Consider the following 13,062-nt stretch of genomic DNA (forward strand, 5'->3'; position numbering starts at 1 on the left):
AAAAGCCTTATTTAACTCCACCGGAGATCTGACATGTCCATTCCACAATCCGGCGGCGGCCAGATCGATAGCTTCGACGACTTGGTCACTTATTTTGCCAAGGGTAATAAGCCCAAGCAAGATTGGAAAGTCGGCACAGAGCACGAAAAGTTCGGCTATTGCAAAGACACGCTGCGCCCGATTCCCTATGAGGGCGAGCGCTCGATCAAAGCCATCTTGGAAGGCTTGCAATATCGCTATGCATGGGACCCTGTGTTTGAGGGCGAATACCTGATTGGTCTCACCAAAGAGGGCGCGAATGTGTCGCTTGAGCCGGGCGGACAACTTGAATTGTCTGGCGCGCCGTTGGACAACATCCACCAAACCTGTGACGAAGTTCACGTGCATCTGCGCGAAGTCCAAAGTGTTGCGGATGAAATCGGAGCTAAATTTATAGGGCTTGGCGCCGCGCCCCACTGGTCACATGACGACATGCCGTTGATGCCCAAAGGCCGTTATAAGTTGATGGATGCCTATATGGGCACTGTCGGCACGGCTGGTACGCAGATGATGCGCCGCACCTGTACGGTGCAAGTAAATCTCGATTTCGCGTCTGAATCTGACATGGTGCAAAAGTTCCGCGTCGCCTTAGCGTTGCAACCTGTGGCGACTGCGCTTTTCGCCAATTCACCATTTTTTGAGGGGAAGCTCAACGGTCACAAATCGTGGCGCTCACGTATTTGGCGTCATTTGGATGACAGCCGCACAGGCATGTTGCCGTTTGTGTTTGAAGACGGCATGAGCTTTGAACGCTACGCTGATTTCGCTCTCGATGTGCCAATGTATTTCGTCTACCGCGATGGCAAGTATATCAACGCGTTGGGCATGTCGTTCCGTGATTTTCTAAAAGGCGAATTGCCTGCTTTGCCCGGTGAAAAGCCTACGATGTCTGATTGGGCCGACCATTTAACCACGATTTTCCCCGAAGCACGGATCAAACAATACATGGAAATGCGCGGCGCGGATGGTGGCCCTTGGCGTCGCCTGTGCGCTTTGCCTGCATACTGGGTTGGCATGATGTACGATCAATCTGCGCTGGATGCTGCATGGGATATTGCCAAAGATTGGACGCCGGAGTTCCGCGAAGAATTGCGCGTTGCCGCGTCAGTCGATGGCCTGCAAGCCAAAGTACAGGGCGTCAAAATGATGGATCTGGCTCGTGAAACCATCGCAATATCCGAAAGTGGCCTTGTGGCGCGTGCCCGCGAAGGTGCGGGTGGCTTGGTTCCAGATGAAACGCATTTCTTAAACGCGCTCAAAGACAGTCTTGAGTCGGGCCAAGCTCCCGCAGATGAACTGATCGCCAAATTCAATGGCGAATGGAACGGTGACGTCACCCGCGTGTTTGATGAATATTCTTACTGATCTACTGTGATCCAGGCATGAAAAAGCCCCGCTCATTTGGCGGGGCTTTTTGCATTTCTAATGACATGGTTTAGTTTGCTACGCCAAAATCTCTGACAGGTTTTAAATGCCGTTTGAATATCAATTGGACCCACTTATTTTTTACCAATTTTTGTTTCTTCACCTGCGCGCAGTCGCGTGATGTTCTCGCGGTGTTTATAAAAGATAAGCGCTGATAAAACGGCCACTAAAATTGCACCATGCAGGTGGTAGAACACGATCGTATAAATCGGCGCAAGCAGGGCTGCGACCAAGGCAGACAGGCTGGAATAGCGTGTGACAACGGCCACCAAAAGCCATGTTGCACAGGCGGCCAAGCCCACTGGAAATGAAAGCGCCAAAAGCGTGCCAAGGAATGTCGCAACGCCTTTTCCGCCTTTGAATTTCAAAAATACAGGATAAAGATGTCCGAGCATCGCACAAAGTGCTGCAACACCAGCACCGTCTTCGCCGACCAAAACGCGGGCGATTAAAACAGCGGCGGCACCTTTGCCACTATCGCCAAGCAACGTCAAAAAGGCTGCCAGCTTATTGCCCGTGCGCAAAACATTCGTGGCACCGATGTTGCCCGATCCGATATTGCGCAAATCCCCAAGCCCAAAGGCCCGCGCCATCACAATACCAAAGGGAATAGACCCAAGCAGATAGGCCAACACAGCAGTTAAAATTAGCATCATATCGTGCCCCTTTGGGTCAATTTAAGTTGCATCGAACACGCGGATGCCAGCCACCCAAGTGCCTTTGATCTTACCTTGCATCCGCGCGCCATCAAACGGTGTGTTTTTCGACTTCGAGTGCAGTTTTGAACGGTCCATCACGAAAGGTGCTTCGGGATCGAAAAGTACGAAATCTGCGGGGGCGCCAACGCTTAAGCGGCCGCAATCTAACCCAAGCCGTTTGGCGGGGTTAAGTGACATCGCACGGAACAAGGCTGGTAAGGTAATTTGCTCGGCATGCACCAATCGCATCGCGGCAGGCAAAAGCGTTTCAAGCGCCACAGCACCAGATGCGGCTTCCTCAAACGGCAAGCGTTTGCTTTCTTCGTCTTGTGGCGTGTGCATTGATGAAATGATATCAATCAGGCCCGACGCTACAGCATCTACCATCGCCAAACGGTCATCTTCTGAGCGCAGCGGCGGTTTGACTTTGAAGAACGTGCGGTAGTCGCCAACATCATATTCATTTAGCGTCAAATGGTGAATCGATACGCCTGCTGTGACATCAAGCCCATTTGCCTTGGCCCGCTCAAGTGCAGGCAGCGCGCGTGCGGTGGACAGTTGATCAAAGTGATATTTCACCCCAGTCATTTCCACCAATGCAATGTCGCGGTCTACGGCCATGCGTTCGGCCATGGGTGACACAGCGGGTAGGCCGCGCAACGACGCGAATTTCCCCGATGTCACGGCGGCACCTTTGCTTAAGGTTGGTTCTTGTGGGTGACCGATCACGAGCACGCCTAGCGATCGTGCGTAGGTCATGCAGCGTTGCAAAACTTTGGTATTTTCTACCACGTGATCGCAGTCAGTAAAGGCGACTGCGCCTGCGTCTTTCATAAAACCGATTTCGACCATCTCGTGGCCCGCACGGTCTTTGGTCAGGGCTGACATGTGCTTCACATGCACGATGGCATCGGTAGCGGCGCGGCGTTCTACGAATTCCAATACCTCTGGTGTGTCGATCGCATTCAACGTATCGGGGCGCGTCACAATTGTGGTCACACCGCCCGCTGCGGCAGCGCGCCCTGCAGATGCAAAGCTTTCTTTGTGCCGCTCGCCAGGTTCCGAGACTTTCACGCCCAAATCGACAATGCCGGGTGCCAAGCATTTACCACCGCAATCGATGATGTCGCCTTTGGGTGGTGTGCCCGTGCCAGTTTCGGCGATGACACCGTTTTCAACGCGCAACCATCCAAATGTGTCCGTCAGGGTTTCTGGATCAATTAAGCGGGCATTGATGAACACACTCATGGGCGGCCTCTTTGGCTAAAACGAATTGAAACGTGACTTGAAGCGCGACGGGCTGGGCAGGGCATTATCCACCTATCCAAACAAACAGGGCGACGAAAACCGCAAGGAAGATCAACACAAATGTTGCCACCATACCGCCAATACGTGCGTCAGATTTTGCGGGTTTGCCTTGGGGCAATTCGCCTGCTGCGGATGTGCTTTCCAGTGCCTCATGTGCGGGCGTTGTCTGGGGCTGATTGTAGCGCGCAACAAAGCTGAGCGGCGCACTGGGCGCGAACTTGCTCTGGCCGTTTTCCAAGCCCTGCGAGAATACCAACAAAATATGACCCGCCAAATTATCTAACATTTGTGCATCGTCGTTGATGTCCAAGCCGTTGCCTTCGGTCAAATAATTGGAAAACCCATAGGCCTTGAGCGCTTCTAGATCTAAGACCTCAACGAAATCATGATCTGGAAAGGGCTGTACGCCTAAAGCTGTCCCTAAAGGCCAGATTTGCGCATCATCGTTGATGATTTCATGAGAAAACCAGTCGATTTCATCTTCGGGTAAATCGATTTTAAACAGCCACACCGAACGATATGGGGCGTTGCTGATATCAAGCAACGCACTCATGCCATGACACCGGTGTTGGCAGCGGCTTTTTCAGCACGCAAATTGCGCGCCAACAAATCCATCGCGGCCATGCGCACGGCAACGCCCATTTCGACTTGCTCTTGGATCACCGATCGATTGATGTCATCTGCGATGGTTCCATCAATTTCAACGCCACGGTTCATCGGGCCAGGGTGCATCACAATCGCATCATCTTTGGCGTGGGCAAGCTTGGCGGCATCTAATCCATAGCGGTGAAAGTATTCGCGCTCGGACGGAATAAATCCGCCATCCATCCGCTCTTTTTGCAAACGCAGCATCATGACGACATCAACGTCTTTCAGCCCCTCTTCCATGTCTTCATAGACTTCGCAGCCCAGCTCATTCATGCCCGCAGGGATCAAAGTCGGCGGTCCGACTAGCCGTACACGGTTTTCCATTTTGCCCAAAAGAATCAAGTTCGAGCGGGCCACACGCGAATGCGCTATGTCGCCACAAATAGCGATGGACAAGCGGTGCAAGCGCCCTTTGGCGCGACGTATGGTCAAAGCGTCCAGCAAGGCTTGGGTCGGGTGCTCGTGGCGTCCGTCGCCTGCATTTAACACAGCGCAATTCACTTTTTGGGCCAGTAAATCAACGGCACCCGAATGAGGGTGACGTACAACCAAAAGATCGGGGTGCATGGCATTCAGCGTCAACGCGGTATCAATCAGCGTTTCGCCTTTTTTGATTGATGAGGCCTGCATCGCCATATTCATCACGTCCGCGCCCAAACGTTTGCCCGCCAGCTCAAATGAGCTTTGCGTGCGTGTGGAGTTTTCAAAAAACATGTTGATTTGCGTCATGCCCGCCAAAGCGTCAGAGTGTTTATTGGCTTGGCGATTGAGGTCGACATAGCTGTCAGCCACATCCAAAATTGTGGTAATTTCTGTGGGATGCAGGGGCTCGATGCCGAGAAGGTGTTTTTGCCGAAATGCCATAGAGCCCCCTTTGCGCCGCACAGGTTTGCGGCATCTTTGATCTGCTTATAGAAACTCGGGCGCTGTGCGGCAATGCTGCGTGGGTGCTTTCTTATGATTTACCTTCTTGAGATAGACGCGTACCGTGCCCGAATGGAGACTCAGATTGATTATTGGGATGCGCATGCGCTTTTAGAGTGGCAAGTCGAGCTTGGCGTTAGCGAAGCTATCGGCGAAACTCCTGTGAATCGTTATGAGATCCCTGCGGTTGCGCCCAAGCCCGCTGCTGTTGCTGTATCTGATGCGCCACCCGCACCAGTGAAAGCCCCAGAAATTGATGCTGTCGATGTTGCACAAAAGGCTGTGGCTGGTGTGACCTCAATCGAGGCGCTGTGCGCGGTATTGGAATCGTTTGAACTATGTGACTTGCGGCGTGGCGCGCGCAATATTGTATTTCAAGACGGCATCATTGGCGCGCGCGTCATGGTCATTGGCGATGCGCCCAACCGCGAGGATGATATTGCAGGTACGCCATTTACGGGAACTGCGGGCGCTTTGTTTGACAAAATGTTCGGGGCGATTGACCTAAGCCGCACAGCGCAAGATGTGGCACAGGGACTATACGTCACAACCGCGCTGCCGTGGAGACCACCGGAAAATCGCGACCCAAGCGCCGCTGAAATTGCAATGCTGAGGCCATTTTTGCTTAAGCACATCGAATTGGCCAATCCTGATGTGATCGTTTTGATGGGCAATTGGGCCTGCACTGCTGTGCTGGGACGCGCAGGAATCACGCGGCTGCGCGGGTCTTGGCAAACAGTGCAGGGTAAGCCAGCTCTGCCGATGGTGTCGCCACATGACCTTTTACGCACTCCGAGTGCCAAACGCGATGCATGGGCCGATCTTTTGGACCTGCGGGCGCGGCTGTTGAATTTGAATTAATCCAAACTTGAGGCACGATTGAGCATGTCTACCATCGACGACACAAAAGAATTTATTCCAGTTAGAATTGCGGTTTTGACAGTGTCTGACACGCGCAGCCTTGAGGACGATAAGTCAGGCGATACTTTGGTGCGTTTGATCCAAGACGCGGATCACTTGGTCGTTGAGCGTGCGATTGTCACGGATGATCGTGCTTTGATTCGCGATCATTTAAAGACTTGGGTCGCGCGTGCAGATATTGATGTTGTGATTTCCACAGGCGGTACTGGGCTGACGGGGCGCGATGTCACGGTTGAGGCGCATAGAGATGTCTATGAAAAAGAAATCGATGCGTTTTCTACCGTTTTCACTATCGTTTCCATGCAAAAAATAGGCACGTCTGCTGTACAAAGTCGGGCTACGGGCGGCGTGGCGAATGGCACGTATCTTTTTGCTCTGCCTGGATCTACAGGGGCCTGTAAAGATGCGTGGAATGAGATTTTAAAATATCAGCTTGATTACCGTCATATGCCCTGCAATTTCGTGCAAATTTTGCCACGCTTGGATGAACACAAGCGCCGCAAGTGACCTGAAACAACTATAATTCAATTTTCTTCAAAAATGCGACAGAAAATTTATGCTGGACCGTAGAACTGGTACGATGGACTGTGTGTGTCTGCGCGCTACCTCTTTTGTGATGACTTTAATCAAGGCTTCCCTATGAAATTCCTTCGCCGCTCTCTTTTCGGATTGTTTCTTGTCGCCTCATGCGCAGCACTTGTTTTTGTGGCGGGCTATCGCATGTACACATCTGTCCAAGAAAAAGCGGCACAAGACAGTTTTAGCCCCCCCGCCCGCGAACGACAATTTGCAGTGAATGTTGTCACGGTTGAATTGGCGGATATCGCACCAGAGCTGTCAACTTTTGGCGAAGTGCGTGCGCGCAGAACTCTAGAACTTCGGGCCGCTCAAGGCGGTGAAATCATCGAGTTGGCCAGTACCTTTGAAGAAGGCGGGGTAGTCAAGGCTGGTGATATGCTGTTGCGTGTGGATCAAACCGATGCCCAAGCCAATGTCCGTGTGGCGCAAGCTGATTTGCAAGAAGCCGAAGCTGAGTTGAATGATGCGGAACGTGGGCTTGAGATCGCTGAAGATGATCTTGCAGCTGCCCGTGCGCAACTGGTCTTGCGGACCGCAGCATTGACGCGCCAGCGCAATCTTGCAGATCGCGGTGTTGGCACCGAATCTTCGGTCGAAGACGCAGCTTTGTCGGAAGCTGCAGCACAGCAATCCGTTTTGTCCAAACGCCAATCGCTTGCTACGGCGAAAGCACGGGTTGATCAAAGTAAGAACGGCGTGCTGCGTGCCGAAATCAATATGTCAGAAACAGAGCGCAGCTTGGCTGAAACAACCGTTGTGGCCGCATTTGATGGCACCTTGTCTGATGTGTCGGTGGCGCTGGGCGCACTGATCAACGCCAATGAACAAATAGGGTCACTTATCGACCCAAATGATCTTGAAATTGCCTTTCGTGTTTCAACACAGCAATACTCTAATTTAACCTCTGCTGAGGGTGGTTTGCCGACCTTGCCTGTGATCGCGTCGATGAATTTAGCTGATTTTGACGTGACGGCGCAGGGGCAGATCACCCGTGAAAGCGCCGCCGTGGGCACCGGACAAACGGGCCGTTTGTTGTTTGCGCGTCTGGACTCATCTTTGGGGTTGCGACCCGGTGATTTTGTCACTGTTCGCATCCAAGAACCTGTGTTGAAAAATGTCGCGCGTATTCCTGCGGCAGCTGTTGATGCGGCGAACACTGTGCTGGCGGTGACATCTGACTCGCGCCTTGAAATAGTATCGACATCGGTTCTGCGCCGCGTTGGGGACGACGTTATTGTTGATGCGACGGACCTTGCGGGGCGCGTTATCGTTGCCGAGCGCTCTCCACTATTGGGCGCGGGCATTCGCGTTAAAATAATAGGAACCGCAGACCAGAGCGATGCGACACCTCGCGGTGAAGGGTTGCCTGCCGCACCAGAGCTATCTGAGAATATTGAGTTAACGCCAGAACGCCGTGAAAAACTTTTGGCGTTTGTACAAAACAACACGCGGATGTCAGAAGATGTGCGCAACCGCATGGCAGAGCAATTGCAAGCCAAACACGTCTCGGCCGATCTGATTGCGCGGCTGGAAAGTCGGATGGGAGGCTGATCATGGCATCGCACACGAAAGCGCCCAAAAACTTGCAAACGCCCCCGACAGGCATTTTGTCGTACTTCACGCGCCACCAGACCATCGCCAATTTGTTGTTGGTGTTGCTGCTGGGCGCAGGTTTGTGGGCCGTGCCCAATATGCGCGCGCAATTTTTCCCCGATGTTGTCGTCGATACGGTGACGGTATCTGTCAGCTGGTCAGGCGCGGGTGCCGAAGACGTGGACGCGGCAGTGGTGCAAGTTCTTGAACCAACCTTGCTTGCCGTCGAAGGTGTGGCCCAAAGCACTGCAACCTCGACAGAGGGGCGCGGTTCTATCCGGCTTGAATTTGAACCGGGTTGGGATATTCAACGCGGGGCGGATGACATCAAAGCCGCAATTGACACAGTGTCGAGCCTGCCTGATGGCGCAGATGATGCGACGGTGCGTTGGGGCGGTTGGTCTGATACAGTGACCGAAGTTGTGATTACGGGCCCTGTTGGCATTGACCAGCTTGCCCGCTTTGCGGATGAATTGGTGATCCGCCTGTTCAGCGAAGGCGTGACGCGTACTTCTATTTCGGGTGTTGCTGCCCCTGAAACCATTGTCGAAGTTTCGACGCTTAATCTTATTCAATATGATGTCTCAATGTCTGATATCGCCGCTGCCATTGGCGCTGAAACTGACGCAAGTCCAGCAGGGGATGTGGGAAGTGGTACATCTCGTGTGCGCGCGGGGGTTGCCAAACGATCAGCTGTGCAAATTTCCGGCATCGTTTTGCGTACAAACGATGATGGGTCCAAGCTAACAGTAGGTGATGTCGCGGACGTTTATGTTGAAGGCGTTGACCGAGATCGTGCATTCTATGTGGGGCAAAATCCCGCGGTGTCCGTGAACGTCAGTCGCTCTGATCTAGGGGATGCGATTGGTATTCAAAGCACAGTTCAACAGGTGACGGATGCGATGGAATTAACCTTGCCGCAGGGCGTGACGCTTGATCTGTTTCGCACCCGCGCAGAGGCAATTCAAGCGCGACTTGATTTGTTGAAAATCAATGGGCTTATGGGGCTTGGTCTTGTTGCGCTGCTGCTGTTTTTGTTTCTCAACGCCCGCACTGCGTTGATGGTGGCCGCGGGTATTCCCGTTGCAATGCTGTCCGCGATTGCACTGATGTATGCGGCAGGTTTGACCTTTAATATGATATCTTTGTTTGCTCTGATCATCACGCTTGGCATCGTCGTTGATGATGCCATCGTTGTGGGCGAGCATGCTGATTTTCGCGTGCGTAAACTGGGTGAGGGCCCAGTTGAGGCCGCCGAAAACGCAGCGCGTAGAATGTTTGCGCCGGTGTTTTCTTCGACGGTGACAACGATCATAGCATTTTTCGGGCTGATGGCCATTTCGGGGCGGTTTGGCGATTTGATAGCTGATATTCCTTTTACCGTTATTGTTGTGCTGTTGGCCTCACTGGCTGAATGCTTTTTGATTTTGCCGAACCACCTCAGCCATTCCATCGGATCGACAGGTAAACTGCACTGGTATGATTGGCCGTCACGTCAGGTGAACAAAGGCTTTCGTGTGGTCCGTGACAAACTGTTTCGGCCTTTCATGGTGGGTGTCATTAAGCTGCGGTATCCCGTGATGGCATTGGCGCTGTTTATGTTGTCTTGGCAGCTGTCCCTTTTGGTGACGGGTGAGGTCCCATGGCGATTTTTTAACTCACCTGAGCGGTCCACTGTGTCTGGCAATTTTGCGATGGCCCCGGGTGCCACACGCGAAGATTCACTTGCCATGATGCGTGAAATGCAGCGCGCGACCGAGCAGGCCGGAAAAGAATACGAAGAAAAGCATGGCACCAATCCTGTCGCTTATGTTGTGGCACAAATTGGTGGAGGGGCAGGGCGTGGCCTGTCTGGTTCTGACACCAAAGAAACTTTCCAACTTGGTGGCATTTCGATCGAATTGATTGATGCCGATTTACGTCTGTATTCATCAGGCGAATTTGTGACCGAACTGCAAAGCTTGGTGGTCAACCATCCGTTGGCAGAAACCGTATCGTTCCGAGGTGGGCGGTTTGGACCGGGTGGAGATGCCATTGACGTGCAGTTGTTTGGTGCAGATTCACAAACCCTCAAAGCAGCTGCAGAAAGTTTAAAATCCAAGTTATCGCAATATTCTGAAGTGTCGGCGTTGGAAGATGATTTGGCTTATGACAAAGAAGAATTGGTTTTGGAATTGACGGCACAGGGCGAGGCGTTGGGCTTTACAATCGAAACATTGGGACGTGTTTTGTCGAACCGTCTTGGCGGCATCGAAGCTGCGACATTTCCAGATGGCACGCGGACGGCCACGGTGACGGTTCAACTGCCCAGCGATGAATTGAAATCGGATTTCTTGGACCAAACTCAGATGCGTACACCGCTGGGGCAGTATGTCCCTTTGTCTGATATTGTATCTGTAACGCGCCAATCTGGGTTTTCGACTGTGCGCCGTGAGAACGGGTTGCGGGTTGTGACGGTGTCGGGCGATTTAAACGAAGACGATGCTGCTCGTGCAGTAGAAATTCAAGCAACTTTAAATGATGAAATTTTACCAGAAATCGAAGAAAACTTTGGCGTGACACAACGGGTTGCGGGCCTTGCAGAGCAAGAAAACCAATTCTTGAAAGACGCCATATTTGGTCTATCTGCCGCGCTTTTGGGTATCTATCTGACTTTGGCTTGGATTTTCTCAAGCTGGTCACGGCCCATCGTGGTAATGGCTGTGATCCCATTTGGGTTGATCGGAGCCATTTATGGTCACGCCTATTGGGATGTGCCGCTGTCGATGTTTTCAGTCGTGGGTTTGATCGGAATGACGGGAATTATCATCAACGATTCTATAGTTTTGGTGACGACCATTGATGAGTATGCCGAAAATCGTGGGATATTCCCTGCAATCATTGATGCCACCACAGATCGATTGCGGCCTGTGATGTTGACCACGGCAACTACGGTTCTGGGGCTTGCACCGTTGTTATTTGAACGCTCTGCCGATGCGCAATTTTTGAAGCCGACCGTGATCACGCTGGTGTATGGCCTTGGGTTCGGCATGGTGATTGTATTGCTGATGGTGCCTGCCATTTTGTCTATGCAGGTCGATGTGGCGCGCTACTTTACATCGCTGCGCCGCGCAGTTCAAAAACCGCAACGCTTTGGGCGGGCGACTTTCGTGCTTTGGGGGGCGATGTGTCTTGCGCTTGCTTGGTTCGCTGCAACGATTGGGTTTGTTGTCGTCACGGGGGTCTTGCCGCAAATCTTGGGTGGGGGTGGCATTTGGGTTGCTGCGTTGGTGTTTTTGGTTGGTTTGGCTACGGGATTGGTCGCGATATATTTGAGCGTGAGCATGGTTTTACACATGCGCCACCGCGCTTAAAGTGCACAGATTACGAGCCTGAGCACCCTTGTGCTTCATAGGCTCTTCCGCCAGTACCGATCATCGTGATGCGCAATTTCGAGCGATCAACAAAAAACGGCGCTGCATGTTGAGGCACCATGTCACTTTGCACGCTGACAGTACGCCCTTTGCGGCTGGAACTGGCTTCTGACACCCAAATGTTGGTATCAGGGTGCTCCATGACGGCAACTTCCATAGCGCCGAGTTTGGGTACATTTAATGTCGCAGTCACTTTCATGCCGTCTTCAATCGGCTGCGCTGTGCAGCGCGCGCCAGATACAAGTTTGGGTTTTTGCTTGAGTGCGGATGTGATTTTATGCTTATTTTCAGCAGGAGCAGAGGTGTCAAATGTGCCTTGAAAGACAGCTGTATAGGGCATGCAAACATCATCGCAGACGCCCATCATGATCTCGCCATTTACCATTAAATTGCCTGCGCCGTTTGGCGTGAATTCAATCGGCAACACCAATTCGGTTTCATAGCCTAAAAAACTCATCCCATTTTGTTCATAGATTTCTGGCACGGGCCAATGAAACTGTGCGCCTGATATGTTGCGCGAACCTGACCAATTGAATTGCGGCGGGATACCTGCCGCACCCGGCGCGCGCCAATAGGTGTGCCAACCTGGCGCTAGTTTGACCTGAAGGGCGGCCATATAGTGACCATTTTCCATGGCCCAACCTTGCAGCAACGACACCTCGGCCATCGTTCCAATTGGATCATCGGCTTTGGCCACAGTGGGGGCCGCGGCCAGTCCGGCGAGCAACGCGAGTGCGACTACAGACCGCGCGCAAAAAGAAGGTGCCATGATTTTTTTCATTCGCTTGATATAGCGGTGCTGGCGCTGACACAAAACTCACTTTTGAGCGAGAAGCATGTGACAGGGCAATTTAGCAGGTTTTACAGTTGCGCTCTTGAACCTTGGCGCAGGATGGGGTGAGTTGGGAGTATGGTTCAGCAAACATCCCAAACTCTGACAGGAAAGCTCCTGATCGCAATGCCCGGCATGGGCGACTCTCGTTTTGACGGCGGTGTTATCTATATGTGTGCCCATTCTGATGAAGGCTCTATGGGGTTGATTATCAACAAAGTGTCCAAAGAGATCGCTGCGGATGATGTGTTTGAACAGTTGGAGATCAACCAAGTCGATACAATGCCAAAGTTAGATGTGTGCTATGGCGGCCCCGTCGAAATGGCGCGTGGCTTTGTCTTGCACAGCACGGATTACACCGATGGTGATGCGTCCTTGCCCGTGGATGACGGCTTTGCCATGACCGCATCCCGCGATATTTTGCGTGATATTGCTCAGGGGACTGGTCCAAAAGAACGGCTTTTGTGTCTTGGCTACGCCGGCTGGTCACCGGGGCAGTTGGATGATGAAATCGCGCAGAACGCTTGGTTGACCTGCGACGCAACGCGAGACATCGTGTTTCATTCCCGTAGTTCAGAAAAGTGGTCGGCAGCCCTAAAAACGCTTGGCGTCAGTGCCGCACTTTTGTCAGCGCAGGCTGGGCGCGCTTAAGTTATCTATGACGTAGCGTTCAGTTTGGTCA

Annotated in this window: 11 protein-coding genes; 6 read left to right on the forward strand and 5 right to left on the reverse strand. The window is 52.5% G+C overall.

Features of this window, described 5'->3' with window-relative positions; all coding sequences use genetic code 11:
- The first annotated feature begins 33 nt into the window (after nt 1-33).
- Nucleotides 34-1,404: a glutamate--cysteine ligase gene (locus tag BM025_RS15155; protein WP_085850378.1), complete on the forward strand. Its 1,371-nt coding sequence runs from the start codon at nt 34-36 to the stop codon at nt 1,402-1,404.
- 134 nt (nt 1,405-1,538) lie between these two features.
- Here the strand turns inward: BM025_RS15155 and plsY are convergent, their stop codons facing one another.
- From plsY to BM025_RS15175, 4 genes are all read right to left on the reverse strand, one after another.
- The gene (gene plsY, locus BM025_RS15160) at nt 1,539-2,120 is read right to left on the reverse strand and encodes a glycerol-3-phosphate 1-O-acyltransferase PlsY (RefSeq protein ID WP_085850379.1); all 582 of its coding nucleotides are present in this window, start codon (nt 2,118-2,120) and stop codon (nt 1,539-1,541) included.
- Nucleotides 2,121-2,141: 21 nt separating this feature from the next.
- A complete protein-coding gene (gene pyrC / locus BM025_RS15165; protein WP_085850380.1) occupies nt 2,142-3,410 on the reverse strand; it encodes a dihydroorotase in 1,269 nt (422 codons plus the stop codon).
- Nucleotides 3,411-3,474: 64 nt separating this feature from the next.
- The gene (locus BM025_RS15170) at nt 3,475-4,023 is read right to left on the reverse strand and encodes a hypothetical protein (RefSeq protein WP_085850381.1); all 549 of its coding nucleotides are present in this window, start codon (nt 4,021-4,023) and stop codon (nt 3,475-3,477) included.
- A complete protein-coding gene (locus tag BM025_RS15175) occupies nt 4,020-4,982 on the reverse strand; it encodes an aspartate carbamoyltransferase catalytic subunit (RefSeq protein ID WP_085850382.1) in 963 nt (320 codons plus the stop codon). Before BM025_RS15175 ends, BM025_RS15170 begins: the two co-directional genes overlap by 4 nt.
- Nucleotides 4,983-5,114: 132 nt before the next feature.
- Between BM025_RS15175 and BM025_RS15180 the strand changes: the two genes are divergently transcribed.
- The 4 genes from BM025_RS15180 (at nt 5,115) to BM025_RS15195 (ending at nt 11,488) form a co-directional block, all read left to right on the forward strand.
- A complete protein-coding gene (locus BM025_RS15180; protein WP_085850383.1) occupies nt 5,115-5,903 on the forward strand; it encodes a uracil-DNA glycosylase in 789 nt (262 codons plus the stop codon).
- A 24-nt stretch (nt 5,904-5,927) separates the two neighbouring features.
- Nucleotides 5,928-6,470, forward strand: a complete 543-nt coding sequence (gene moaB / locus BM025_RS15185) for a molybdenum cofactor biosynthesis protein B (RefSeq protein ID WP_085850384.1) — start codon at nt 5,928-5,930, stop codon at nt 6,468-6,470.
- Between the two features lie 132 nt (nt 6,471-6,602).
- Complete coding sequence (locus tag BM025_RS15190; RefSeq protein WP_085850385.1) at nt 6,603-8,093, forward strand: efflux RND transporter periplasmic adaptor subunit; 1,491 nt, start codon at nt 6,603-6,605, stop codon at nt 8,091-8,093.
- 2 nt (nt 8,094-8,095) lie between these two features.
- Nucleotides 8,096-11,488 (forward strand): efflux RND transporter permease subunit, encoded by a 3,393-nt coding sequence (locus BM025_RS15195; RefSeq protein ID WP_085850386.1) that lies wholly within the window; start codon nt 8,096-8,098, stop codon nt 11,486-11,488.
- Between the two features lie 10 nt (nt 11,489-11,498).
- Here BM025_RS15195 and BM025_RS15200 read toward each other — a convergent pair whose 3' ends face one another.
- Nucleotides 11,499-12,317, reverse strand: coding sequence for a protein-disulfide reductase DsbD domain-containing protein (locus tag BM025_RS15200; RefSeq protein WP_170842205.1), 819 nt, complete (start codon nt 12,315-12,317; stop codon nt 11,499-11,501).
- Between the two features lie 141 nt (nt 12,318-12,458).
- Here BM025_RS15200 and BM025_RS15205 point away from each other — a divergent pair, with 141 nt between their 5' ends.
- The gene (locus BM025_RS15205) at nt 12,459-13,031 is read left to right on the forward strand and encodes a YqgE/AlgH family protein (protein WP_085850388.1); all 573 of its coding nucleotides are present in this window, start codon (nt 12,459-12,461) and stop codon (nt 13,029-13,031) included.
- The last annotated feature ends 31 nt before the right edge of the window (nt 13,032-13,062 follow it).

The organism is Pacificibacter marinus, assembly GCF_900109555.1.
Lineage (GTDB): Bacteria > Pseudomonadota > Alphaproteobacteria > Rhodobacterales > Rhodobacteraceae > Celeribacter > Celeribacter marinus_C.